The sequence below is a fragment of the Elusimicrobiota bacterium genome (assembly GCA_016706425.1).
Classification (GTDB): domain Bacteria; phylum Elusimicrobiota; class Elusimicrobia; order FEN-1173; family FEN-1173; genus JADJJR01.
Window position 1 is genome coordinate 122,461 of the sequence record JADJJR010000001.1, and the last position, 25,679, is coordinate 148,139.

Below are 25,679 nucleotides of genomic sequence, written 5' to 3' on the forward strand. Positions count from 1 at the left end.
AATAGTTGATGGACGAATGGCTTTTCTGGCAACGGGACGGCCAATTATTTTTTTGCCCATTCCCAGGCGCTGCGGTGCTCCCCGTTGGCTTGGACATAGTCCAAAAAAGCGCTGTAAAATGAATGTCGACCGATGGTGGCCGAATCGCCAACCACAACCAACAAACGTCTCGCCCGGGTCATGGCCACATTCATGCGCCGTGTGTCCGATAAAAACCCCACCTCCCCGGCGTCATTCGAGCGAACCAAGGACAAAAGAATGACCTCTTTTTCCCGCCCCTGGAACCCATCCACCGTGCCCACCTCCAGACCCGCGGGGGCGCTGCGGCGGAGCAAACGCGCCTGCGCCCCGTAGGGAGTGATCAAGGCGGCCTCCCAGGGCTCCACCCCGGCGGCGGCCAGTTCCTCCCACAACTTCCAAATCAGATCGGCCTCCCCCGTGTTCTCGCGGCTGTCCAGGAGCTCGTTCCAGGTTTCGTTGAACCCGGTGCCCGCGGTGTCGACGAACACCAGCTTGGCGCTGGTGAGGGGCGTGGGGGCGATGTCCGGGCAATCCAAGAGGCTGTGGTCCTTCACGCGGTCGTGGGCGATCAGCTTACCGTCGTAAAACCGCGTCGAGGAGAAGCCCATGATCGTTTCGTTCATGCGGTACTGCACGCGCAGCAAGGTTTGAAACTCACCCGGGAGCTGTTTTTGAAGCCGCTCCATCAGGGTCACTTTCAGCCCCCGGTCCGCCGCGTCCCGGGAATACAGGGTCGGCGGCAATTGCAGGGGGTCCCCCGCGAGAACCGCTTTTTTAGCGAGGAGCAAGGGCACCCAGGAAAGGGGCTCCGTGGATTGGCTGGCTTCGTCCAAACACACCATATCGAACCGCTCGGAGGCCAACAGGGGACCGATGCCGCCGTGGGTCGCCAGGACCACCTGGGCTTTTTGAATGATGCGTTTTGAAAGGGACTTTTCCATCGCTTCCGCCTCTTTCCAGAGGGCCTTGATCTCCCGTTTCATGGCGCGATCCTCTTCGGGCGACAGGCGGTCGCGCTGGCGAAACCGTTTGAAAGCCAATCTTTCCCTGTCCTCCTCCATGATGCGAATCACCTTTTGGTCCGGGTGTTCGTCGAGCTGAGCCATCAGCGTGGCGTGGCGCAGGGATTCCAGGGTCCGGGCCGGGTGGCCGAGCCGCACCACCCGCAATCCGGCCTCCAGGAGTTTTTCCAACATGTTGTCCACCGCGATGTTGGAGGGGGCCGTGGCCAGAACCCACTGGCCCCGGTCCACCGCTTGGCGGATCAATTCGATTAACACCGTGGTTTTGCCCGTGCCCGGGGGGCCGTGGATCAAGGCCACGTCCTTGGCGCCCAGGGCGGTCCGCACCGCGTTTTGTTGAAATTCGTTCAAATCAAGGTTGTGATAGGAAAGGTCCGCCGCGGCTTCGCCCGCCGCCGGGACATGGCCCAGGAGGACGTCGCGGAGTTCCGCCAGCCGACCCGCGGCCCGGGCCGCGATGTCCAGGGCGCGGCGCATGCGTTTGTGGGTCGCGTCCGACCCCAGCAGATCGATGCGGCATTTGCCCACCGGGGGTTCACGCAATTCCTCCTTCAGGGCCACTGTCGCGCGGTATTCGTCCACGGCGTACAGGGTGCCCTCGCGACTGAAGTTGTCGTTCACGAAAGTGACGCGGACGACGTCCCCCGCGTCCATGGCGTGAAAGGGGGCCAGGGCCTCGCCCTGGACCGGCCGGGACAGCACCAACAACGGCAACCCCCCGACCCCCACGTCCTGCCGTTCAATCACCAGCCGCGAAACGGTTTTGCCCAGCTGCTCGCGCATCTCGATGGGCCAACGGTCGAGCTCACGCTTGTTCTCTTCTTTTTCGGCGTCGCGCTCGATGTCGATGAGTTCCTGAAAATCCTTGAAGTGGGTCTTGGTGTCGGCCACGGGGTCCTTTTACGCCGGGTTCAGAAGCTCGCGGCGGCGTTTTTCGACGGAAGGGATCGGTCCCCGGGCCGCCCGGATGGCGTCCAGGAGGGCCAACCGTTTTTCGCGCCATCCGGGCGACCCCCAGGGACCAACGCGTTCCTCTTCGACAAGCAGCAGCGCGTTTTCCGGGGGCGGCACCCCCGGCAAGGCGCCCTCCGGCGCCAGGACATAAACGAGGGTTTCATTCACGAAACGTGGATCGATTTTCTCTTGGGCGGCGGCGCGGTGGACCAACCGAACGTGGCGATCCCAAAATTCACAGACCAACCCCAGCGTGGCGGGGTCCCAGACATAGGGGTTGTAGGACAACAAGCGATAGTTCGACGGCAAATTGATCAGCGCGTGGGTGATTTTTTCGCGCGCCGTCAATATGTCCCAAAGCTTTTCCGAAGTGCCCGCTTCCCGGGCCCACCGCGTGATCAACTGCTCGTTGAAAATACCGCTGGCGCGGAAAGGCACCGCGCAGGGGAATACTTTTTCATCCCCGAGGATAAGAACCCGCGCGTCCCCCGCCCCTTTTTCCTTCAGGTAATCGTACCCTTCGGCGGCCGGGCCGGGATTGAGGCCGGGGTGGGAATAATATTGGTAAGCGCGGCGGTCCTCGCCACCGGTCAAAAGGGACCAGGGGGCGTAGGCCCGGGTGGCGATGAGGAACGACACATCCAGTCCGGTCAGGGCCGAGAGAGCGACCACGGCCGTCAAACAAAATCGGGCGGCCAGCCCCGCGACCCGGCCCAGGGCGTCGATGGCCTCCCCGATCAGGAACGCGTAAGCCGCCAGGCCCGATATGGCGTAGCGTGTTTGGCTGGTGAGGACAAACATCACGACGAAATAGAGCGCCGCATAGACGGCGAGGGGGCGGACGAACACCCCCCGGTTTTTCCGGCGAAGGACACCCCAGGCGACCGCCCCCAGGAGCCCCAGGGGAAACAACCCGGGAGCGGAGGCCGAACTGGGCACCGCAAACGTTAAGCGCCAGGGCGCCTTGATCAGATCCAATAAGGTCCGCGCCGCCCCCTGAGCGATGTCGGCGTTGAAAATGGCGAGTTTTTCTATCAGCAGGTCCCGCCCACCGAACACCGCGTGCAGGTACGGATAAACGGGGTTGCCCGTCAGAACCGCGTTTTTCACAAGCCAGGGCAGGAAAACCAAGAACGCCACCCCGGCCGTAATTCCCAAATCCCGGAAAGCCGCCCGGGGATTTTTCCCGACGAAAAAGCGGTGGAAGAAGAAAACGCAACCCCAGACCGCCGCGTCGATGCCGCCGGGGTATTTGGTCGAAACGGTCAATCCCAAAAACACCCCGGTGAGGACCACCCAGGCCCGCCCGGCCGCGTCCGTCAACGATATCAAACCGGCCGCCAGAGCCAAGAGGGACACGGCGGCCATGGCGACGTCCACCCCCGTGGTCCATAGGTTCATGGCCACCATGGGAACGGTGAAAAACGCGAGGGACGCCAACAACCCGGCGCGGCGGCGACCGAACCGGTCCGCCAGAGCCAAAAAAGTGCAGTGGATTTGAACGCTTGTGGCGAAATGGAGCAGTTTGGCCAGCGATTCCCCCTGCAGGGCCAGCCCGAACAGATTGATCATCTGTCGGGTCAACGGAAACTGCGCGTGGTAGGCGGGGTAATACCGAATCCCGCCCTCCAACAGATACCAACGGGGCACGCCCAGGTGGTAGACCAGCGCGTCGTAAAACACCTCCGGGACAAAACACATCACGCCGTTGAGGGCGAAGGCCGACCACAAAAGAACGCGCAACAGGCCGTCCCCCCGCGCGCCGTCCGGGCGGGCGCGCGCCTGCGTCCAGGCGTCCCGGCACAGACGACGGAGTCCGCCGACGCGCCACTGGTAAAAAGCCCAGGCCAGCGCCGACAGATAGAGCCCCCACAGGACGGCGGGGCGATACCCCTGAAGCGCCCCCACGGCGAGCAAGACGTAGGCCAAAACCCCCTGGCCCAGGCCCCACCCGAAGACGGCCTCCTCCAAGGGACTGTGCCAAGGTATTTTCCAGCGGCGCAAAAGCGAGTGGCCCAATCCCCACGCCGCGAACAGAACCCCCGCGCCCAGGACCACGGCCGAGGCCGCCGCGGGCAGGCCGCCCCAACGCGCGAAGGACACCCGGTCGATGATTTCCGAAAGGGCCAGCCCTTGGAACGAATACTTTTTAAAATGGAGTCCCAGGATCAACGCCGCCCAACCGACGGCGATCGCTCCGGCGACAACCGTCGCGCGCGGAACCGACGGCGCCGCGCGACTTATCGCGGGCGTGGAACGGCGTCCCATGGATTCCCCGGGTTTTGGTTTTTTGCCATGATTAGGACCACATCATAGAAAACGAAGGAGCGTGTTTGTGAGTGCCCCCGAAACCCCGTTGCAATTGTCGATCGTCATGCCCTGCCTCAACGAAGCCCGCACCGTGGGCCTTTGCGTGAAAAAGGCCGCGGGGTTCCTGTCGGCGCAGGGACTGCGCGGGGAGGTGATCGTCGCGGACAACGGCAGCACGGACGGTTCGCAAGACATCGCGGCGGCCGCCGGCGCCCGGGTTGTCCCGGTCGCCCGCAAAGGCTACGGCGCGGCCCTGATGGGCGGCGTCGAGGCCGCGCGGGGCGCGTGGGTCATCATGGGCGACGCCGACGACAGTTACGATTTTTCCAACTTGGGCGGGTTCCTCGAGCCGCTGCGCGCCGGGGCCGACGTTGTGATGGGCAACCGGTTCCGCGGCGGCATCGCCCCGGGCGCCATGCCGCCCCTCCACCGTTATTTCGGCACCCCGCTTCTGAGCGCGTTGAGCCGTTTTTTCTTCCGCGTGCCCGTGGGCGATGTTCAGTGCGGGCTGCGGGCCTTTCGTCGGCAGGGCGTTCTGGATTTGCGCTTGCGAACGACCGGCATGGAATGGGCCAGCGAAATGCTTCTCAAATCCGCCCTGGCCGGCCGACGGTTCGCGGAGATTCCGATAACCCTGCACAAAGACGGTCGCGGGCGGCCGCCGCATCTGCGCACCTGGCGCGACGGCTGGCGCAACCTGCGTTTTTATCTGCTTTACAGCCCGGGTTGGGTGTTTTGGTTTCCGGCGTTGGTGATGGTCGCTTTCGGCGCGCTGTTGCTGGCGGCACTGGCCGGCGGCCCCCGCCAATTCCGCGGCCTGGTGTTGGACATCCACACCTACTTCTACGGCGCGGTGTTCGTCACCGCCGGGGCGCAGGCCTTTCTCTTCGGGGTGTTCGCGAAAATCTACGCGTTTCAGGAGGGTTTGATTCCATCGGAGAAATGGCTGGGGCGCGTGGGGCGCTGGCTAACGCCGGAATCGGGCCTTGCCCTGGGGCTGGTTTTGTTGGCGGCCGGGTTGACGGGCTCCGTGATCGCGGTGCTGGATTGGCGCGCGACCGGCTACGGGAACCTCGATCCGGCCCGCACGCTCCGCTTCATCATCCCGTCGGGGATGGCAATCCTGCTGGGGACCCAAACGGTGTTCACGGGGTTCTTCCTCGGGCTTTTGGCGATGCGCAAGGACCGCCCCCCTTCGGGGGACGGGTCACCGTTTCTTTAACGGCCCCCGCGGCGGCGTTTCCAAGGCGAAATCGAGCTGGCGCTTTTCGGTGTTGGCCGCCGCCAAACGCACGCGCACCTTTTGGCCCAGGCGGTAGGTTTGACCGGTGCGCCGGCCCCGCAACTGGGACCGCAATTCGTCGTAGATGTAATAATCGTCCGCCAGACCGGCCACCGGCACCAAACCTTCCACAAACACTTCCGTGGGTTGGACGAACATACCGAAACTGGTGACCCCCGTGATGACCGCGTCGAAGGTTTCCCCCACACGGCGGGTCATGAGCTGCGCCCGTTTCAAATCCAAAAACTCCCGCTCCGCCTCCACCGCCACCCGCTCGCGGGCCGACGCGTCGGCCGTCCAGGCCCCGAGCCGCGCTTTCCACACCTCTTGCCGGCCGGGGTTGAGGTCGCCGCCCAACCGTTCCTTGACGAGCCGGTGAACCAGCAAATCCGGATACCGGCGAATGGGCGATGTGAAATGCGTGTAGGCGCGGGAGGCCAATCCGAAATGCCCGGCGTTTTTGGGCGCGTAAACCGCCTGTTTGAGACTCCTCAATATCATCATGTTCACGACGGGTTCCACGGGTTTCCCCTTCACCATGGCCAACACTTTTTGGAGCGCGTCGGGCTTGCCGTCGTGCAGGCCCGTCGGCACGACCACGCCCACGGCGCGCAGGGTTTTCTCCAGGGCCTCCATTTTTGCCGGATCCGGTTTTTCGTGGACGCGGTAGAGGAACGGCGCGCTCGACATGGATTGGGCCACCGTCTCGTTCGCCAACAGCATGAATTCCTCGATCAGGCGGTGGCTTTCGCCGCGTTCGCGGCGGCGGGCGTCCACGGGCCAGCCGCGGTCGTCAACGACGATGTAGGGTTCGGGAAAATCGAAGTCCAAGGACCCGCGGGCCGCGCGGCGCTCACGGAGCGTACGGGCCAGGCGGCCCATTTCCAGGACCGCCCCGCGCACGGGCCCCGAGACGTCGATGGCGGCCTGGCCCTGCAGCAACGTCTCGATCTCTTCGTAGGTGAACCGGCGGGCGCTGCGGATCACGCTTTCGTGCAGTTCGTGGTGGACCACGCGTCCCTGCTCGTCCAAATCCATCAGGCAGGTCAGCGTCAGACGGGGCACGTGGGGCCGCAGGGAGCACAGGTTGTCGGACAAGGGGAAGGGCAGCATGGGGACCACCGCGCCGGACAGGTAGACGCTGGTGCTGCGCCGGCGGGCTTCCTCGTCCAGGGGACGGCCCTCCCGGACGTAATGGGACACGTCCGCGATGTGCACGCCCAGACGCCACCCCTGGGGCCGTTTTTCGAGGGACACGGCGTCGTCGAAATCCTTGGCGTCCGCGCCGTCGATCGTGAACACGGGGACGTCAAAAAACGAACGACGCCCCGCCCAGGCGTCCGGGGGCACGTCGTCCCCGAACGAGGCCGCTTCCCGTTCCACCTCGGAAGGAAAGACGTCGGCGATGCCGTGTTTGCGCAAAAGGAATTTGAGGTCGGCCGCGGGGTCGTCGCGACGCCCCAGGATCTCCAACAGCGTGCCGGCGGGCGCGGTGCCCGCGGCGGGCCAACGGGTGATCTTGACGACGCAGAGGTCGTCGTCGGCGGGCGCGAGCCCGTTGAGGTCCGTGACTTCCACGGGCGCGCCGTTGTCCTCCGGACGCAACAAGGGCCGTCCGGCGCCCCGGGCGGGTTGGTAGGTCCCCACGACCGTGCTGTGGGCGCGCTCAAGCACCAGCAGGATCTCCCCCTCGGGGCGCCCGCCCGCCCGCGTCACCCGCGCCCGCACGCGGTCGCCGTTCATGGCGAGGTTCAGGGAGGGCCCGGCAACGAACAGGTCCGGTCGGCCCGGGGTTTCCGAAAGCACAAAACCGAAACGGGGCTTTCGTTGCAAAACGCCCTCAACGACCGGCGCGGCGACCGCCGCGGGTCCGGAAGCGGCTTTCGCCGTGGGAGCCGTCGGACGCGGCGCGCGGGCGCCGGGCCGGGACGTCGGCGTGTTTTGTTTCGAACGGTGAAAGCGTCGGTGCTTCATTGGTCCTCCAGGCCGACGTACTCGATTTCGAGAGGCGTCGTGCCGGTGTTTTCAAAATAGTAGGCGGTGTCCGCCGGAAACGTCAAATAGTCGTAACCCAATTCCTGTTCCGTCGTGCCGATGTACGCCACCCCGTTGCCCCGCACGGGGCGGACCACCAGCCGCAGTCCGTTTTCCCGTTGGGTGACCGTCCGGGCGCCCACGGGCACCGCGAACGCGCCGGACTTTTTGGCGGGGGTCTGGGTCACTTTGTCCAGAAAACGATAAAACGCCTGGACGTTGATTTCCGAGGCGAAGGCGTATTGGGCGGGGACAATCACGCGGGCGTTGGCGCGGCGGGTGCGGCGCGGGGTTCGTTCGCAGGCTTTCAAAAGCGCCGCCTCCTGGTCCTCCAGGGCCTTGGCGAGGTTCGCCCCCTCCGGCGGTGTGTTGAACATCAGAGCGCGCTCTGTTTCCCGTCCCAGGCGCTCGAACCCTTTGAGCGCGCGCCAATAAATTTGGCTTTCCGGCGTTTTGTCCCGGGCCAGGGTTTCGATCTCCTCCAAGAGCCGGTCGAACGCGCCTTGATGGGATTTCCAGCGGCGTTCGATGGCCGGCGCGGCGGCGGGCTCGAGGTCCACGGGCCGCCCCGCCGAGCGGCGGCGCCACACGTCCTGGCAGCGGCCGCGAAGGTCCGCGATGTCCCCGTTGAGGCGGGTGGGCGGGGTTCCGCCCGCGACCTGATAATTTTCATGCAAAACCGACAACCGATTTTCCGCGGTCGCCAAAACCCGCTGGTAATCGTTGGGGGCCTGGCGAACGCGTTCGACCGCCAGAACGCGGATCTCCTCGCGGTCGGCGTGGAAGGCCCGGGGGTCGCGTTGGGCGCGCAGTCCCGCGGCCGTCAACACCGCCAGGCTAAAGAGAAGGGGCCGCATACCCGAGATCGACGATGCTGCAGGCTTGAATCGCGTTAAGCCCCAATTTTTGGGCGGCGTCCACAACGGCGGGGCTTTCGGTCCCGGGATTTAAAAAAACCTCCCGGGGCTTCTTCGCGGCGATGTCGGGCAAAATCGCCAACAGTGCGCCGGGGGGAATGTAAACGGTCACCCGGTCCAGGGGTTCGGGAACATCCCGGATGGAGCGAAAAACCCGCAGACCCTCGACGATGGTTTCGCGGGGGTGGACGGGATAGACCGTGTAACCGGCTTTAAGGTGCGCGCGGACGGATTTGTTCGCGTACCGGGCGGGATCGCCGCCGGCGCCGATGACCGCAACGGTTTTGGTCTTGGGTTCGCTCATCGTTTTTTTCTTTGGATCGCTTTGATTTCCTCTTCAACCGTTTCGAAAATATTGTCCACGAACTTCTCGTAGCCGGCGGGGTTCGGGTGAATGCCGTCGGGGAGATTCATCGACGGCTGGGCCGCCACCCCCTCCAACGGGAACGGGGCCAGGGCCGCCCCGGCCGCGCGCGCGGCCCGCGGGAATATTCTCTCATAACGGGCGGTCCAACCGAAACCAAAATTCACAAAAATCCGCATGCGGCAGATGACCGCCCGGGCGCCGGCCGTCCGACAGCGGCGCGCGATGTCCGTCAAATTCGCCTCCAGGTCCTCCAACCGTTTTCCCTGGAACATGTCGTTGGAGCCCAGGCAGATCACCACCAAATCCGGCCGATCCGTGAGGCTGTAATCCAACCGGGCGCGGGCGTCGAAACTGGTGTCCCCCGATTGACCGGCGTTCGTGACGCGGACGCTGTGGCCTTTTTCTTTCAACCGCCGTTCCAACACGGCCGGGTAGGACTGGCGATCGGGATCGAGGAGGTCCTTGCCGGCGGTGAGACTGTCCCCGAAGCAAAGGACGTGGAGGGCCGCCGGCGGCGCGGGGGGCGGCGCGGGCGGGCGGCAGGCGAAAAGGAAAAAAAGCGACGCGACGCCCAGGGCCTTATTCATAACGCAAAACCTCCATGGGGGGCGTGCGCAGGGCCGGAAGGGACACGGCGAGCGAAAAGAGTCCCAAAAACAGCGTCGCGGCCGTCAAGCCGACGAACACGGCGGCCCAGGGCGTTTGAAACGGCAGATCCATGACGCCGTGGACCACCGCCCCGGCGGCGAGTGACCCCGCGGCCAGGGCGGTGACGGAGGCGGCGGCGCCCCGCCAAAGGAACTCCACGAAAAACACGGCCGCCACGCGGGGGCCGGTGGCCCCAAGGGTGCGGTAAAGCACCGCCTCCCGGCGCCGTTCGGGCAACGCCGCGAGCAGGCTCGACACGAGCAGCAACAACCCCGCCCCGAACGCGAACACCCCGACGGCGTTCACCACCCGGGCCAACCGCCCCAGCACGCGGCCCGTCAAGCGCGTCACTTCGGTCACGTCGATGGCCGTGACGTTGGGCATGTCCCGCGCGAGCTTTTGCTGGAGCGGGGGGATCCGCTCCGGCGGCAAATGGACGCCGCCCATGTGGGTGTGGGGCGCGGCGTCGATCGCCCCCGGACGGAAATAAAAATAAAAAAACGGCTGACGCACCGTTTGATCGATCGCCCGGAGGGACACCAACGTGGCGGCGACGCGACGCCCCAGAACGCTAAATTCGATTTTGTCCCCGACGTTGAAACCGAAACGCTCATGGTGCTCGATGAATCCCGAGACCTGCGGCCCCGCCACCTCATCGTCCCACAGGGCTTTCCCCCGGACCACCGTGTCCGTGGGCAGCAAATCCTCGCCAAAAGTGAGGCCGAACTCCCGGGTGATCCGGTCGCCGTCGCCGCCCCGGCGCCCCGCGATCTCCGCGACGGGCCGTCCGTTCACGGCCACCACCCGCCCGCGCACCAAGGGAAAAAGGCGGATGGGCACCCCCACAAGCGCCCGAAAAGCGTCCCGCTGCTGCTTTTGAAGGTTGATGAAAAACACGTTCGGCATGTTTTCGGGAAAAGATTTCACCAGCTGGTCCATCAGGTTCTTTTGTATCAACCCCAGCGCCAACACGGCCGCGAAAGCCAAACCGAGGGCCACGGCGGAGGCGGTTTGAAAGGCGCCCCGACGGGCCAGCCCCCGCTGGGCCAGACGCGCCGTGAGCGACGCGGGCACCGGGGCGCGGCGGAGCAGGAACAGAAACCCCTGGACGAAAGCGGTCGCCAACGCCCCGAGGGCGGCCAGGGCCGCGACATAGGCCACGGACAAACCCAGGCGGCCCGTTTGGAACCAAACCAAAAGCGCGAACACCGGCGCCGCGGCGACGGCGAACAAGACCACGCGCCGGGGGCGCGGCGCCAGGGCGGGCGGGTCCCACGCCAACACCGCGTTGGGCGAAACGTCAAAGAGGCGGGACAACGGCAACACCGCGAACAGGGCGGTCGACACACCCGCCACCAGGGCCGCCTGGAACAGGGCCGCCCCGGGGAATCCCAAGAACACATTGACGGGAATCATGTCGCCGTAAAGGGCGGCCAAAAGCAACGACACCGCCCGCCCGAGGACCAGGCCGCCGACCAGGCCAAGGGCGAGCAACAAACCGCCCCAACAGGCCCACAGGCGGAGAAGAAACCCCCGGGGCGCTCCCAGGGCCAACAGCATGCCCGTCGATCGCATCGCCGCGCCCAGCGCGGATTGCAGCGCGCTCGCCACCCCGATCCCCCCCAGGGTGAGGGTGAGAAGCGCCAAAAAGCCCAAATACAAGAGCGAGTTTTGGATGAACCGAAATACCCCGGGGTTGTCGGTGGTCCAGGTACGCACCTCGGCGCCTTCGGCGGCGGCGCGTCGGCGGGTCTCGCGGTAAAGGGTTTCGACTGAACCTCCCGCCGGGGCGTTGAGGTAAAGACGGTTGAGACTGCGGCTGCCCGGGGCCAGGAGGCCCGTGGCCTGGAGCCGCTCGAGCGCCAGAAGCACGGTCGGGGCGAATTCAAAAAAAGACGCGGGCGCGTCGGTGCGGCCGTCCAAGGTGTCGACGATCGGCAGCGGGAACCCGTTGATGAGCAACCGATCCCCGACGGCGACGTTCCACTGGGCGAGGATTTTCGGCGCCACGATCACTCCGTCTTTTAGCCGATCGGCGGTGGGGCGGCCGGACCCGGTGCGGATTTGGCCGTACAGGGGATAATCCGGCGTGATCCCCGACAGCGTCGCTTGCCCGACCCGTTCCCCCGCCCGAACCATGGACACGGCGTCAACGCTGCGCGCGGCGCGCAGCCCCGGCCAACGGCCGCGGGCCCAGGTTTCGATTTCGTCCAATAACCCCGGGGTCCCCTCCACCGTCACGTCCGCCGCCCAAAGTTCCCGGGCCTGCTGGCGGACGCCCCGCTCCACAGCGGCGGAAAACCCCGCCAATCCCAACAGCACCCCCGAACCCAGCGCGACACTCAACGCGAAGAGCGCCGCGTGGATCGGACGGTGGCGGATCTCACGCAGGGCGAACCGAAAGGGGGTCAAAGGGAGGAAAGGGCGCCGTTTTTCAGCAGCAATCGGCGGTCGGCCCGGGCCGCGATGTCGACGTCGTGGGTGACGAGCACCAGGGCGCGCCCGTCCGCCCGGGCGTTGGCCTCCAGGAGATCCAGACCCCGGCGGGCGTTGGCGGCGTCCAAGTTGCCCGTGGGCTCATCGGCGAAAACAATTTTCGGTTGATTGACGAGGGCGCGCGCCAGGGCGGCGCGCTGTTTTTCCCCGCCGGACAGCTGATCGGGAAAATGCTCCGCCCGGTCGCTCAGCCCGAGTTTTTCAAGCAGGGCCCGGGCCGGCCCCTCGTTTCCCCGCCCGTCGCGGAACGCGCTCGGCAGGAACACATTCTCCAGGACCGTCAGACTGGGCACCAGATGGAACGCCTGGAAAACAAACCCGATTTTTTCCCGTCGGATCCGCGCCATTTCCCGTTCCGGGCGCCCGTCCAACCGCTCCCCGTCCAACAGGATTTCCCCCCCGGTGGGACGATCCAAACCGGCCAGCAGGGACAACAGGGTGGACTTCCCGGAGCCGGAGGCGCCCAAAATCGCGACGAATTCGCCGGAGGCGATGTCGATGTCGAGTCCGGCCAGGACGTCCAAGGGTCCGCGCGCGGTGGGGTAAGTTTTCCGGAGTCCCCGCGCGCGCAACAACGGACCGTTCATGGGATCAGGAACGCCGGGGAACGTCCGCGAGCGCGCGAAGCAAACCGTCGCGCAGATCGTAAATCAATCCGTGCACGGTGAGCGATTGGCCGCGCCGGCGGGCGTCCTGGACGATGGTGGTTTGACAAACGTTGTTCACCTGCTCAATGACATTGAGTTCGCAGAGGGTGTCCCAGGGTCGCCTCGACCGGGCGAGCCGTCCGGCGTAACGTTCGCCAACGTCTTGGACGTGGCGCAACCAATTGTCGATGAGGCCTTGGCGTCGGTTTTTGAGCGCGGCGGCGATGCCCCCGCACCCGTAGTGCCCGCAAACAATCACGTGCTTGACCTTCAAAACATCCACGGCGTATTGGAGCGTCGAGAGACAATTGAGGTCGGTGTGGACCACGACGTTGGCCACGTTGCGGTGGACGAAAAGTTCCCCCGGCAGGAGGCCGACGATTTCGTTGGCGGGGACACGGCTGTCCGAGCAACCAATCCAAAAATAGCGGGGGTTTTGCTGGCGCGTGAGCCGGGAAAAAAAATGGGGGTCCCGACGAACGGTGTCCTCCGCCCAGGCCCGGTTGTTGGCGAAGAGTTCCGGGATGCCCCGGGGCCGCGCGCGGGCGGGGGCCATCAGCGGAGGGACAACTTTTTGTATTTCGACCGCCGGTTCAATTCCTGGCCTCCGGTTTCTTCGATATGCTTCGCGTGGTACTCCTCGAAGTTGCCGTCGAACCAGCGCAGTTTGCCGTCGCCTTCGAAAACCAGGAGATGGGTGCACACCCGGTCCAGGAAAAACCGGTCGTGGCTGATCACCAGCACGCAACCCGAGAAATCCAGCAGGGCGTCCTCCAGCGCGCGGATCGTGTCGACGTCGAGGTCGTTGGTGGGTTCGTCGAGCAAAAGCACGTTGCCGCCCGTCAACATTTGTTTGGCCAGATGGAGGCGGTTGCGTTCTCCGCCGGAGAGGCTGCCCACCTTTTTTTGTTGGTCCACCCCGCGGAAATTGAAGCGCGTCAGGTAGACCCGGGCGGGGACTTGTTTGCCGCCGATGTTCAAAACGTCAACCCCGCCGGAGATTTCCTGGAAGACGTTGTTCGTGGGGGTCAGGGTTTCCCGTTTTTGATCGACGTAGGAAAAGACGACCGACTCGCCGACCTCCAGTTGGCCCGCGTCGGGCTTTTCCTGGCCGGTGATCATGCGGAACAGGGTCGTTTTGCCCACCCCGTTGGGGCCGACCAATCCGACGATGGCCCCCCGGGGCACATCGAAGGAGACGTTGGCGAGGAGCTGGATTTCGCCGTACCCCTTGGACAACCCGGCGGCGCGGATGACCTTCGTGCCCAGGGCCGGGCCGGGCACCACTTCGATGTCGAGGCTGTCGGCGTGGATTTCGTGCTTCTGGGCGGCCAAACTCTCGTAGGCGGTCACGCGGGCTTTGTTCTTGGTCCGCCGACCCGAGGGCGTTTGGCGCAGCCATTCCAATTCCTTTTGCAGGTGTTTTTGCATCGCCGAAGCGCGCTTGTCCTCGACGGCGCCGCGTTTGGCTTTGGCCTCCAGCCACTTGGCGTAGTTCCCTTCAAAGGGGATGCCTTTGCCGTGGTCCAATTCCAAAATCCATTGGGTGATGTTGTCGAGAAAGTATCGGTCGTGGGTCACGACGATGACGTTGCCCGGATACTCTTTCAGCGTCTGCTCCAACCAAGCGACGGTTTCGGCGTCGAGGTGGTTGGTGGGCTCGTCCAAAAGCAACATGTCGGGCTTTTTCAAAAGCAGTTTGCAGAGGGCCACCCGCCGCGCCTCGCCGCCCGAGAGCACCCGGCAGGGCGTGTCGTCGGGGGGCAACACCAGGGCGTCCATGGCCACGTCGACGTGGCGCTTCAGGTTCCAACCGTCGACGGCTTCGATTCTTTCTTGAAGTTTACCCATGCGCTCGAGTGCCTTTTCCATCTCCTCGGCCGAGAGCTCGCCCGACATGCTTTCGGACACCTTGTCGTATTCGGCCAGAAGGGACTTCACGTCGGCGAAGGCTTCCTCGACTTCTTCGCGGACCGTTTTGTTGTTGTCGAGGCGGGGTTCCTGAGGCAGGTAGCCGAGGGTGGCGCCTTTCTTGAGCTCGGCTTTGCCCATAAAATCCTTTTCCTCCCCCGCCATGATGCGCAACAAGGTCGATTTGCCGGAACCGTTTTCGCCCACAATGCCGATTTTCGCCTTATGGTAAAACGACAGGTAAATGCCCTCGAACAATTTTTTGGGTCCGAAGGATTTGGATAGGTCTTCCAGGGTGTAGATATATTCGCCGGCCATGGGTGCCTCGCTTAGGGAATCAAAGAGACTATTATATCAGGTCAGTCGGGGTGAAAGGCGCCCCGGGCGTCGGCGTCGCCCACAAAGCGCCAATGCCAGGGTTCGTAATTCACCCCCTGGGGGTTGCCCTTGGGAAACGAAAGTTCAAAACCGTGGGCGGCGGCGTTTTTCACCAACCAGGCAAAGACGGGGGTGTTTTCAAAAGCGGTATCGATGTCCGTGGCGGGCCGGTCCCCGTCCCCCAGGTCCAGGGTCCAGCCGGTGTGGTGTTCCGAATGGCCCGGGGGCGCCACCCAGCGGGCGGCCTTCCGTTCCGAACCGTACCGCCGAACCGCTCGTTTAAAAAGGCCCCGCTGATAAACCAGGGGACGAAACCCGGAAATGGGGATCAAAGACAGACCCTCCGCCCCGGCCGCCGCGACCATGGCTTGAAAGGCTGTGGCCGCCGAGGCCCGCAATTGAACCACGCGACCGGTGGAGCGATAGAGCCCCGCAGCGGCGAGGCCCTCGGGGGAGGCTTCGGCATAGCGTCGATGGCCAAACCGTTCTTCCGCCGCCGCGGGGGCAACCAGGGACACCGCCAACAAGGTTAAGGCAACACGGTTTGGAATTGGACGACCCCCCCATCGAAAGAAAATATTTTTTCGGCTTCGTCGTTGTCCATTTCCACATTGGCGGCCACGACAAAACAGTTCCCCGGCGCTTTCTTCCAGCGAAGCGCGACCAAGGCGCGGTTTTGTGTGCGCGGGCGCAAATCCTCACTCCCGCCCCGCCGAATTCGCCCCGATTGGCTGTCTAACCAATAGGACGCTTCACCGCTCCACCCGCTTCCAAACCGGGGCAAATAGGACACACCCACAATACGGTCGCGGAGGACAAAAAACTCATTCAACCCGGGGGAGCCTGCAAACGTTTGGCGCCCCCGAAAAACGGCCGGCGCGGCCGTCAGCCGAATCGCCGCGTTGGACAGATGTTTCTCCAGGTGAAAGATCGACCGAAAAGACTCTTCGCTCACAGAGCGGTCTTCACCGGGCCGGGCGGGATCGTACACCACGGATCCCGCGTGGCGGCTGTATTCCCATTCACCACCGCCCGTCCACTCCCCGAATCGCCCGGACGCGTCCATGGACAGCGCCCGTCGTTCCCCGGTTTCCACGTATTTTTCAGCCCCCGGAGCGAAGTCTTCGTGTTCCAATTCCCATCGGCGCGCCCACCGACCGTCCAACCCGAACCAGAGGCGGTCCGATTGCCAAACCGCTTCCACCCGGCCTTCCCGGGGAAAGGTTCGATAGGCGCGGCGGTGGTCCTCGGTCACGGAGGTGTTTTTGTAGGCGTAATTTGTGTCAAAACCCGGCCAAAGAATGGACGCGCGAACAAACCGATCCTCCCGCCGACGCCACGCGGTCGAAAACCCGAGGGAGGCCTCGGCCTTGTGGAAGGCGGGAGCCCCCACCACCCCGACGGCCCAAGGCCCGGCCAATCGGTGTTCAATCTCCAGGAGGCTGCGCTCTTCCTTGCCCGACAGCCCCAGATCGCGTTCTCGACGAAACCGAGCCGTCCATCGGGCCCCGAAAGGGACACGGAGTTTGATGTCCTCGCGGACCTGAAGATGCCGGATGTTGAGGGAGCCGCCGGTGACGCGAAGGCCGGTGCCGACCGCCCGGAAATCGGCGCGGTCGTCGGGGTCCCAGGCGTTGGACAAGCGGTCCAAGGCGTACTCGGCGTTGAAATCGTAAAGGTTGTAAAAGGAAGGACCCGGGGACACCGCCCAGGCCGACCCCGCGGCCAAGAGAAGCGCCGCCGCGCCGACCGTTCGGCGGAGTCGGTTCAAGCGGCTTTCGATCGCGCTTTTTCCCGGACCCACCAATAGATATAGACGGCGGTCCAAAACAAGGTCCACGCCGTCATCCCCCAAACCACGTGTTTCTGGGTCAAGTCCCACCACAGCATGGGCCCGATGTAGCGAACGATGAAGCCCGTGCTGTACGTGGTGGTCGGATCATAATGGAAGCGGAGGGCGTTTTCAAAATTGGTCATGGGGCAGTAAAAACCGCCGGCGAACACAAAAAAAGCCCACCACAGACTGATCAAGTGCACGACGCGGAACCACCGATATCGCCAGGCGAAAATCGGGCCGCCGACGATGTAGGCGACGTTGAGAGCGTGGAAAATCAACACGCTGTCGGCCAGAAATTTGTAAAGCATTTACAATGGGGCGGCGGGGACCGGCGCGGTGATGGGCGGGCTGGAGCGCGGGGTTTTGAGCAGGGCCACACCGGTCACGCGATCAAACAGGTGCATGCGTTCCAAATTGAACACCAACTCCATCTTTTTCCCCGCCGCCGCCTTGACGTAGGCCGGGACCCGCACCACCAGGTCCACGGTGCCGGCTTTCGCATAAATGTAAATTTCCGACCCCATGGGCTCAACGACATCGACGACCGTCTTGACGCTGGTGCCCTCCGGGATGGGGTAGTTGTAAAAGAGACGGTCGTAAAGATCTTCGGGGCGGATGCCGAAATCCACCTCTTTTCCCACGTGCGGTCGGACGGCCTCGGCCAGGGCCTTGGGCACCGTCAGGCTGAAGGAGGCGTGGCGCAACAGGATGTCTTTTTTGCCACCGTCGACCATGACCGGGAAAAAGTTCATGGGCGGGTTCCCGATGAACCCCGCGACGAATTTATTGGCGGGGCGCTCGTAAAGTTCCAGGGGCGGGGCCACCTGCTGGACTTCGCCGTCCTTCATGACACAGATCCGGTCGCCCATGGTCATGGCCTCGACCTGATCGTGGGTGACGTAAATGATGGTGGCTTGAAGGCGTTGGTGGAGCTTCGACAGTTCAAGACGCATTTGCACACGCAGCTTGGCGTCGAGGTTGGAAAGGGGTTCGTCGAACAGGAAGACCTGCGGCTTGCGCACGATGGCGCGGCCGAGGGCCACGCGCTGGCGCTGGCCGCCGGAGAGCGACTTGGGGGTGCGGTCCATCAAGGCGCCCAGGTTCAAGACCTCCGCGGCCTCGCGCACCCGCTGGTCGATTTCGCGGCGGGTGTACCCGCGCAGTTTCAATCCAAAGGCCATGTTCTGGTAAACCGTCATGTGCGGGTAGAGGGCGTAATTTTGGAACACCATGGCGATGTCCCGGTCTTTCGGGCGGACGTGGTTGACGATCCGGTCGTTGATGTGGATTTCGCCGGCCGTGATTTCCTCCAGGCCGGCGATCATGCGCAGGGTGGTGGACTTGCCGCAACCCGAGGGCCCCACGAGGATGAAAAACTCCTTGTCCGGGATGTCGAGGTTGATCTGACGGACGATGGAGTGTTCGCCGATGGTCTTGGAGAGGTTTTTTAAAATGACCCGCGCCATACGTCGATGAAGCCCCCTGAAACGATTGATCTTAAAGGCCGCCCCTCCCAGAAAGGCCTCGGTTCGATTCTAACACTTCCCACATTCAAATCAACACACGAAAATGGCCCGTACGGGATTCGAACCCGTGATCTCCGCCTTGAGAGGGCGGCGTCCTAGGCCGCTAGACGAACGGGCCATTTTCGTGTGTCAAATTTCCAACATGCCTCCGCCTTGCGCGGAAGCGGATGACTTTCGTCATCCGCTAAATCCGGGGGCCTTCCCCTCCGCCACGCGGGGGAGCGTCGAGGGCGGAGTCCCTTCCTGCGACTCATCGTACGGGCCCATGGATGTCAAAGGTCGACCGGCGAGGGGTTCATTATACCGTCGGAGACCATGGAAGTAAAGCGGTTTTCGATTCCCGGCCCCGGGCGCGTCGGTCAGGCGTCGGGGATGTCCGGTTCCACCAATGGGGTCAGCAAAGTCAGGGATTCTTGCCAGCCCAAATAACAGGCCTCCAAGGGAATGACCGGGGAGATGCCCTCCTGGGTGATCCGAACCTCGGTTCCGCAGCGAACCTTCTTTAATTCAATGGTGGTTTTCATTTCGCCGGGCAAGCCCGGGGCCTCGAAGGCGTCGATGCGCACAATCCGTTGGCCGGGGACCAATTCCAAGTAAGTCCCCCCGAAGGAATGGCTGTTTTGCGTCGAAAAGTTGGTAAAGGACATCTTGTAGGTGCCCCCCACCCGGGCGTCGAGATGGTGCACCCGGCCGGTGAACCCGTGCGGGGGAAGCCATTTGCACATCGCCCCGGGATCCAAAAAGGCCCGGTAAATTTTGTCCGGCGCGGCCCGCAGGACTCGATGCAAACGAACCGTGGACATGTCCTCCCCCTTAAGCGGCGACCTCGAGAGCGGCGCGGCGGCGGTCCAGTTCGGGCAATAGCCGTTCCCGGGTCATCCGGTTGAAGTGGTAACCCATGCAAATGAAATGGAACACCCAGGGCAAACGTTCGGGGAGGAAAAACGCGACCCGGACCACAAATCGGAGGGCGGCCCAGCGGAAGGTGGGGTCCATGCCGCCGAAAAACCCCCGGGCCGTGGCCACCAGGCCCCGCCACGCGGCCCAGGGACTTCGTCGCTGCAAACGGGCGGCCCGCACGCCGGGGACGACGCTGAAAAACACCCGCATTTCCGCGCGCCAGGTTTTCCACCGGTGCCAGGGGTTCCGCGACCGGGGCAACCGACGCAACGATTCAAAAGATCGCTGAAAATACGCCTTGGCCCCGTAGACCGTGGACAACAATTCGCGATGATTGTCCAAGAAGGGGCCCATCGGCCAAGGGAATCGTATGTTTGTGTAGCCGGAAATAAATGTGTGGTTCTTTTCCTCCCCCGGGATTAAACGCCCTTCCCGGCCCATCCGATCGTAGAGCGGCGTTCCGGGGAGGGCCACCAATGGGCTGATGTAAACGTTGGGGATCGCGGCCGCCGCGATGAAAGCTTTTTGTTTTTCAAATATGTCCGGCCCGTCGTTGTCGAACCCGACGATAAACCCCCCCATCACATGCAATCCGGCCTTTTGGAGGGTTTGAACACGGTCCAAGAGGGACCCCCGGGTGTTCTGGAATTTTTTCGTCTCTCGCAGGCTTTCGAGCGAAGGGGTCTCGATGCCCACGAAAACCAAAACAAACCGCGCGTCCACCAGGGCTTTCAAAAGCGCGGGGTCATCCGCCAAGTTCGTGGAAGCCTGGCAAAAATAATAAAAGGGGTTCCCGTGGGATTCGTTCCACACCCGCAGCGCCTCCAAAAGCCGGCGCGCCTCCCGGCCGTTGCCGATGAGGTTGTCATCGACCACGCTGACTTGGCCCCGGTAGCCTCGATCGTATACGGATTGGAGTTCGCTTAAAAACTGATCGATGTTTTTCAGCCGCGGCACACGGCCCAGCATGACGATGATGTCGCAAAATTCGCATTGGAAGGGGCACCCCCGCGAAAACTGGAGCGGGACCGAGGTGTAGGCGGCGAGGTCCACCAGATCCAAACGCGGCGCGGGGGATTTCGTCATGTCGGCCTTTTCTTCGGACGCGTAGGTGGGTTGGGGGCGGCCGGTCGTCCAATCCGCCAGAAATCGCGGCCAGGTAAGCTCCGCCTCATTAATGACCAAAGTGTCCGCGTGATCACGGCAGTCCTCGGCGCAGGAGGTGGGGAAGGGCCCGCCAAATACAATGTATTTGCCCCGGGCCTTGGCCCGCGCCGCCGCCGCGAAAAGCGCTTCCCGTTGCGGCAGCATAGCCGAAAAGAGAACCGCGTCGGCCCAATCCAAATCCGCATCGGTCAACGGGCGGACGTTCATGTCCACCAGCCGCAGCTCGTATTCCGGCGGGGTCAAAGCCGCCACGGTCATCAAGCCCAGAGGGGGCAGCAGGGATTTTTTCCCGATCAACGGCAGGGTGTATTGCAGACCCCACATGGTGGGCTCAAACCGGGGGTACACGAGGAGGAAACGACGTCCGCCGGACATAAGGGGAAGTTTAACATATAGGACCGGCGTCATTGACGGTGCCGGGGTTGAATTCTACACTGGACCCATGCCCCCGTCCGTTCTTGATCGAGCCGTTCCGCGCGTCACCTGGGGCCGCGCCCTGCGGGACTGGCCGTCCCTGCGGCGGGATCCCTTGGTCACCCTGGCCGCGTGGCGGCGTGAACGCGGCCCGGTGTATCGGTTGCCCGGCCGGCGCCCCGTTTTGGCCTTGAGCGATCCCCGCGATATCCAGCACGTCTTGGCCACCCGACAACCCAATTACCACAAGGGCGGCAATTTTGAGTTCACCCGGGACACCCTGGGCCAGGGCCTCGTCACAAGCAACGGGGTTCATCACGATCAACAACGCCGCCGACTGGGCTCCCTCTTCCAACGTTCCAAATGGTCGGACCTTCCCGGTTTAGTGCGGGTCGAGGCCGAACGGGTGATTCACGACGGACCCGCGCGCGGTCCCCTGGACGTCAGCCGGGAAACGGCCCGCATCGCCATCGGTGTGGTGGGGCGCGCGCTTTTCGGAATGGATCTTTTCGACCGGGCCCCGTCCATCGCCGACGCTTACCTGGACGGTCAACGGTATCTGGCGGGCGGGGCTTTCAGCTTTTGGCCCGGATGGAACCGCTGGCGTCGGCGCTCGGCCTTTCGCCGGGCCACGGCCCGCATCGTCGCCGAGGGGGAACATGTTTTGACCTGCGCCGAACGGGGCGCCGCGCGGTCGGATTTTTTGGACGCGTTGTTGACCGCCCGGGACGACGCGGGGCGTTCCTTGGACCGAAAACTCCTTCGTGATGAAATCATCACTTTTCTCGGGGCCGGGCACGAAACGACCGGAGGGGCGATGGGCTGGACGTTTGATTTGCTGTTCCGTCATCCCGCCGCCTGGCGGCGATTGGTCGACGAATCCCGCGCTTCGGAAACACCCCCCCTTTACGCGGAAGCGTGTTTGTTGGAAGGCATGCGGCTCAGGCCGCCCGTCTGGTGTTTGGGGCGGCGCGCCCAAGAGACCGACCGACTGCCCTCCGGCGCGGTCGTCCCGGCGGGCGCGCACGTGGTCATCTTTCCGCATGTGCTCAATTGGGATCCGGCGCATTTCCGCGACCCGATGGAATTCCGCCCGGAACGGTTTTTGCCCGGCGGTTCGGACGCTCCGTCCCCCTACGCCTTCCTGCCTTTCGGGGCCGGCCCGCGGTCTTGCTTGGGGGAAGGGTTCGCCATGATGGAAATGACGAACCTGCTCCACCATTACGTCCGGCGCTTCGACTGGGAACCCGCGGGGACGGGGACCGCGCGCCCGGAAGCCTTGGTCAGTCTGCGCCCGCGGGACGGCGTGTGGGCGCGGGTCCGGGAAAGAACGGTCTCAGCGTAAATTTCGGATCAGTTGCCGGGCGTAGAGCGGGTGGATCACCCGCCGGACGAACCAGCGGTTCACGGCGGCGGGGAACGCGGGCAACGGCCGCAACACATCCACAATCAAAACCACGCGTCTTTCCTTGGACGAATTGACCACCTCGTGGTCCCAGGAATCGTCGAACAGCACGTCTTCGCCTTCCTTCCATACATGGTTTCGATCCAAAACACGAATAAAGGGCGGGTTGTCTTTGGGCACGCGCAACCCAAGGTGGTAGCGAAGATAGCCGCGATAGGGCCCCTCGTGCGCGGGCACGGAGGTTCCCGGCGCCAACACGGAAAAAAAAGCCTGGTAAAGACCGGGGAGCCCCTCAAGAAGGCCCAGGGTCCGCGGCGCGCGACGGCGCGCGTCTTCGGGAATTTCCCCCATGGCGTACAGGAGGAAGACCCGCCAGCTTTTGGACGGATCGTCGTTTTGGGAGATGCGGGCGATGTGGGGGTCGAGTTCGTGATAACGGGGGAACTGCGCGCCGTCCGCCAGCAAGGCGTCGACTTCCGCTTGGATGTCCCGCCAACGATCGGTGAGGGCCTTGAGCGGCGGAACGGTGGCGGCCACGTCGAAAAACGCGGGCCGCCGTCGCCCTCCGGTGTACCGATCAAAGAAGCCGTTGACCAAGGACAAAACCGCGTCCGCCACCGTCCGTTGAAACCGGAGGGCGAGCGGACGGGGGTCGGGTTTCACAGTTTTTTGACCAGGGCGCGCAGGCGGAAACCGAAGGCCACCCCGCCGGCGACCAGCGCCCCGTAGAGGACCCGTCCCAACGGCCGCTCCAACAATTCCATCAAGGGCGGCAACACAATCAAAAACAGGAGCAGATACATCGCCGTGGCCACCAGGGTGTGCAGCAGGGATTTAAGATGGGGTTCCAAAGTGCGTCTCCTTCAATTGTCGTATCGCGTCCATGACGCGTTGTGAGAAAACCTCCGCCGTCTCGCCGACGTCCGGCGATATCGGTCGGCCGAAAACAAGGGTGATTCGCGCCAGTCGAAGAATCCGGTGCGCGTTGTGAACGTAAACGGGCAGGACCGGCACACCGGTTCGGACGGCGAGCAACCCCACCCCGCGTTTCGGGGGGGCCAATTGGCCGGTCCGCTGGCGGCGGCCCTCGGGGAACACGATCAGCGCTCCCCCCGCGTTCAAGATCCGTTCGGCGGCCTTGATGGCGGCGATATCGCCTTCCTTGCGACGGATGGGAAAGGCGTTCACCTGGCGGAGGATCCAGCCGAAAACGGGGATTCGGAACAGCTCCTCTTTCCCCATATAAAAAAGCGTCCGCGGCAGTTGGGAACCCACCAAGGGGGGGTCGGCGAAGGAGGCGTGATTGGGCGCGATGATCAGGGCGCCCGCGCGGGGCACGTTTTCGCGCCCCCGCACGCGAACCCGGGAAAACAGCGTGAACAACAGGTTGGAGCCGGTCTTGCCGATCCAATAAAACACCCGGCCCAGCGGCGTGGACGTGGGTCCTTCGGGCAGGGGGGTCATCGCGTTTTCCGTCGGACCCACGCCCGCAGGACCTTTTGCACTTCCGGGAGGGAGAACCCCGTGGTGTCGATGACCACGGCGTCGTCGGCCGCCCTCAGCGGGGAGGCGGCGCGGGTGCGGTCGCGGTGGTCGCGCGCGCGAATGTCCTCGATGATTTTACGCAAGGACGCCCGTTGGCCTTTCGCCCGGAGCTCCTTCCAACGTCGGCGGCCCCGCTCCTCGGGGGTCGCGTCGAGAAAGAATTTCACGTCGGCCCGGGGGAGGACCACGGTGCCGATGTCGCGGCCTTCCATCACCACGCCGCCGCCCCGGGCCAGCCGCCGTTGACGGTCCACGAGCACCCGCCGCACCGCGGGGTGGGTCGAGAGCCGACTCGCCGCTTGCCCGGCCTCCGGGGATCGCAGATGGGAAGTCACGTCCTCCCCGTTTAAAAAGACCCGGACCCCGTCTTTCGTTTCCTTGAACGCGTACTTTTGGGCGCGCACCCCGCGCAACAGGGACACCGCGTCGTCCAGGGGCAGGCCGGCCCTCCAAGCCCCCCACGCCGCCGCCCGGTACATGGCGCCGGTGTCGATATGTCGGTAGCGAAGCGCGCCCGCCAGGCCCCGGGCCGCCGAGGATTTCCCCGCCCCGGCGGGGCCGTCCACCGCGATGGTCAGCGGCCGTTTCATCCCTGGGTTTGGACGCGCACCCGCTCGAAATCCGTCCAAAACGTCGGGAACGAAATATCGACGCATTCGGCGTCCTGGATGCGGGTTTCGCCGCGCGCGACGAGGCCCGCGACGGCGTAGGTCATGGACAACCGGTGGTCGCCCGCCGCGTCGAGGGTCGCCCCGACCAGGGGCGTGGGCCCCTCGATGCGCAGGCCGTCCGGCAGTTCCTGCACCTGGGCCCCAAGGGCCGATAAACCTTTCGCGATTTGCGCCAAGCGATCGGACTCTTTGACCCGCAATTCCTGGGCGCCCCGAATTTCCGTCACGCCCTCGGCCTGGGTGGCTGCCAGCGCCAAGACGGGAATCTCATCCACCAACCGGGGCACGATGTCCCCACCGAAAGAAGCCGCCCGCAACGGCGCGGAGCGGACCAACAGGTCGGTCACGGGTTCGCCCCCGATCACGGTTTCGTTTTCCCGCTTGATGTTCGCCCCCATGCGCGACAGCACTTCCAACACCCCGTCCCGGGTGGGGTTGGTGTTGACGTTGCGCAGCATGAGTTCGGAACCCGGAGCGATGGAGGCGGCGACCAAGAAAAACGCCGCGCTTGAAATGTCGGAGGGTACGACCCAATCCCGGGGTTTCAACGATTGCCCCCCCCCGATGGACACGCCGCGTTCGTCGATCGTGAGTTTTACGCCGGCCGCGGCCAGCATCCGTTCCGAATGGTCGCGGGATCGCTGGGGCTCTTCCACGGTGGTGGTCCCGTCGGCGTAGAGGCCCGCGAGCAGAACGGAAGATTTCACCTGGGCGCTGGGCACGGGGCTCTTCCAATGAATCGCCCGCAGGGGCCGTCGGCCGTGCACCCGCAGCGGCGCGAACTTGCCGTCCCGCGCCGCGATCTCGGCCCCCATTTTTTGGAGCGGTTCCACCACGCGGCCCATGGGGCGGCCCGACAAACTTTTGTCGCCCATGAGTTTCGTCGCGAACGGCTGGCCGGCGAGGACCCCCGTGATCAGGCGCATTGTGGTTCCGGAGTTCCCGCAATAAATGTGATCCGCGGCGGGTTCGCGCAGTCCGTACAGACCGTGGCCCACGACCACCCATTGCCCCCGGGCGTCGGATTCAATGCTGATGCCGAGGGCGCGGAAAGCCTCGGCCGACCGTTCGCAGTCGTCGGCGGCGAGCGGGTGGGTGATGCGGGACGTTCCCTGGGCCAGGGCCGAGAGGAACACCGCGCGGTGGGTGATGGATTTGTCCGGGGGCGGTCGGAGTTCGCCCCGCAGGGCGCCGCCCGGCACCACCACGCGGCTTAACATGGACGTG

At 64.3% G+C, this 25,679-nt stretch carries 23 protein-coding genes and 1 tRNA gene; 2 read left to right on the top strand and 22 right to left on the bottom strand.

The genetic code is table 11. The features are described from left to right. Window positions 1-44: 44 nt before the first annotated feature. The gene (locus IPI56_00425) at window positions 45-1,934 is read right to left on the bottom strand and encodes an AAA family ATPase (GenBank protein ID MBK7544206.1); all 1,890 of its coding nucleotides are present in this window, start codon (window positions 1,932-1,934) and stop codon (window positions 45-47) included. 9 nt (window positions 1,935-1,943) lie between these two features. Then, window positions 1,944-4,265, bottom strand: a complete 2,322-nt coding sequence (locus IPI56_00430) for a hypothetical protein (protein ID MBK7544207.1) — start codon at window positions 4,263-4,265, stop codon at window positions 1,944-1,946. A gap of 106 nt (window positions 4,266-4,371) precedes the next feature. Between IPI56_00430 and IPI56_00435 the strand changes: the two genes are divergently transcribed. Beyond that, window positions 4,372-5,529, top strand: coding sequence for a glycosyltransferase family 2 protein (locus tag IPI56_00435; protein MBK7544208.1), 1,158 nt, complete (start codon window positions 4,372-4,374; stop codon window positions 5,527-5,529). Here IPI56_00435 and rnr read toward each other — a convergent pair. From rnr to IPI56_00510, 15 genes are all read right to left on the bottom strand, one after another. Further along, window positions 5,515-7,563: a ribonuclease R gene (gene rnr, locus IPI56_00440; protein ID MBK7544209.1), complete on the bottom strand. Its 2,049-nt coding sequence runs from the start codon at window positions 7,561-7,563 to the stop codon at window positions 5,515-5,517. The two genes, IPI56_00435 and rnr, sit on opposite strands and share 15 nt — an antisense overlap. Beyond that, on the bottom strand, window positions 7,560-8,480 hold the full coding sequence (locus IPI56_00445; GenBank protein MBK7544210.1) for a hypothetical protein: 921 nt from the start codon (window positions 8,478-8,480) through the stop codon (window positions 7,560-7,562). Before IPI56_00445 ends, rnr begins: the two co-directional genes overlap by 4 nt. Next, a complete protein-coding gene (locus IPI56_00450; protein ID MBK7544211.1) occupies window positions 8,461-8,844 on the bottom strand; it encodes a CoA-binding protein in 384 nt (127 codons plus the stop codon). Before IPI56_00450 ends, IPI56_00445 begins: the two co-directional genes overlap by 20 nt. After that, complete coding sequence (locus tag IPI56_00455; GenBank protein ID MBK7544212.1) at window positions 8,841-9,494, bottom strand: arylesterase; 654 nt, start codon at window positions 9,492-9,494, stop codon at window positions 8,841-8,843. Before IPI56_00455 ends, IPI56_00450 begins: the two co-directional genes overlap by 4 nt. Next, window positions 9,487-11,967 carry an ABC transporter permease gene (locus tag IPI56_00460; GenBank protein MBK7544213.1) on the bottom strand — a complete coding sequence of 827 codons (2,481 nt, stop codon included), beginning with the start codon at window positions 11,965-11,967 and terminating at the stop codon, window positions 9,487-9,489. The genes IPI56_00455 and IPI56_00460 overlap by 8 nt, the downstream gene beginning before the upstream one ends. Next, on the bottom strand, window positions 11,964-12,638 hold the full coding sequence (locus IPI56_00465) for an ABC transporter ATP-binding protein (GenBank protein MBK7544214.1): 675 nt from the start codon (window positions 12,636-12,638) through the stop codon (window positions 11,964-11,966). Before IPI56_00465 ends, IPI56_00460 begins: the two co-directional genes overlap by 4 nt. A 4-nt stretch (window positions 12,639-12,642) precedes the next feature. Then, entirely contained in the window at window positions 12,643-13,254 is a 612-nt protein-coding gene (gene can, locus IPI56_00470; GenBank protein MBK7544215.1) for a carbonate dehydratase, read from the bottom strand. Continuing rightward, on the bottom strand, window positions 13,254-14,927 hold the full coding sequence (gene ettA, locus IPI56_00475; GenBank protein ID MBK7544216.1) for an energy-dependent translational throttle protein EttA: 1,674 nt from the start codon (window positions 14,925-14,927) through the stop codon (window positions 13,254-13,256). The genes can and ettA overlap by 1 nt, the downstream gene beginning before the upstream one ends. 41 nt (window positions 14,928-14,968) lie before the next feature. Continuing rightward, window positions 14,969-15,352, bottom strand: a complete 384-nt coding sequence (locus tag IPI56_00480) for a D-alanyl-D-alanine carboxypeptidase family protein (GenBank protein ID MBK7544217.1) — start codon at window positions 15,350-15,352, stop codon at window positions 14,969-14,971. A gap of 164 nt (window positions 15,353-15,516) precedes the next feature. After that, window positions 15,517-16,758 (bottom strand): hypothetical protein, encoded by a 1,242-nt coding sequence (locus IPI56_00485; GenBank protein MBK7544218.1) that lies wholly within the window; start codon window positions 16,756-16,758, stop codon window positions 15,517-15,519. Further along, a complete protein-coding gene (locus IPI56_00490; GenBank protein MBK7544219.1) occupies window positions 16,755-17,132 on the bottom strand; it encodes a DUF2784 domain-containing protein in 378 nt (125 codons plus the stop codon). Before IPI56_00490 ends, IPI56_00485 begins: the two co-directional genes overlap by 4 nt. Next, entirely contained in the window at window positions 17,133-18,290 is a 1,158-nt protein-coding gene (gene ugpC, locus IPI56_00495; GenBank protein ID MBK7544220.1) for a sn-glycerol-3-phosphate ABC transporter ATP-binding protein UgpC, read from the bottom strand. A 104-nt stretch (window positions 18,291-18,394) separates the two neighbouring features. After that, window positions 18,395-18,468: transfer RNA gene (locus IPI56_00500), tRNA-Glu, on the bottom strand. A 241-nt stretch (window positions 18,469-18,709) separates the two neighbouring features. Beyond that, window positions 18,710-19,153, bottom strand: coding sequence for an SRPBCC family protein (locus IPI56_00505; GenBank protein ID MBK7544221.1), 444 nt, complete (start codon window positions 19,151-19,153; stop codon window positions 18,710-18,712). 10 nt (window positions 19,154-19,163) lie between these two features. Further along, entirely contained in the window at window positions 19,164-20,792 is a 1,629-nt protein-coding gene (locus IPI56_00510) for a DUF4070 domain-containing protein (protein MBK7544222.1), read from the bottom strand. Window positions 20,793-20,859: 67 nt separating this feature from the next. On the opposite strand from IPI56_00510, the gene IPI56_00515 reads away from it, so the two are divergent. Next, entirely contained in the window at window positions 20,860-22,176 is a 1,317-nt protein-coding gene (locus IPI56_00515; protein ID MBK7544223.1) for a cytochrome P450, read from the top strand. Here IPI56_00515 and IPI56_00520 read toward each other — a convergent pair. Genes IPI56_00520 through aroA form a run of 5 tightly spaced genes read right to left on the bottom strand, consistent with a single transcriptional unit; the run spans window position 22,168 to window position 25,672 of the window. Continuing rightward, window positions 22,168-22,899, bottom strand: a complete 732-nt coding sequence (locus IPI56_00520) for an aspartyl/asparaginyl beta-hydroxylase domain-containing protein (GenBank protein MBK7544224.1) — start codon at window positions 22,897-22,899, stop codon at window positions 22,168-22,170. The two genes, IPI56_00515 and IPI56_00520, sit on opposite strands and share 9 nt — an antisense overlap. Further along, window positions 22,896-23,087: a hypothetical protein gene (locus tag IPI56_00525; protein MBK7544225.1), complete on the bottom strand. Its 192-nt coding sequence runs from the start codon at window positions 23,085-23,087 to the stop codon at window positions 22,896-22,898. Before IPI56_00525 ends, IPI56_00520 begins: the two co-directional genes overlap by 4 nt. Next, window positions 23,071-23,700: a 1-acyl-sn-glycerol-3-phosphate acyltransferase gene (locus IPI56_00530; protein MBK7544226.1), complete on the bottom strand. Its 630-nt coding sequence runs from the start codon at window positions 23,698-23,700 to the stop codon at window positions 23,071-23,073. Before IPI56_00530 ends, IPI56_00525 begins: the two co-directional genes overlap by 17 nt. Further along, window positions 23,697-24,371: a (d)CMP kinase gene (locus tag IPI56_00535; protein MBK7544227.1), complete on the bottom strand. Its 675-nt coding sequence runs from the start codon at window positions 24,369-24,371 to the stop codon at window positions 23,697-23,699. Before IPI56_00535 ends, IPI56_00530 begins: the two co-directional genes overlap by 4 nt. Beyond that, on the bottom strand, window positions 24,368-25,672 hold the full coding sequence (aroA, locus tag IPI56_00540) for a 3-phosphoshikimate 1-carboxyvinyltransferase (GenBank protein MBK7544228.1): 1,305 nt from the start codon (window positions 25,670-25,672) through the stop codon (window positions 24,368-24,370). Before aroA ends, IPI56_00535 begins: the two co-directional genes overlap by 4 nt. Between the last annotated feature and the right edge of the window lie 7 nt (window positions 25,673-25,679).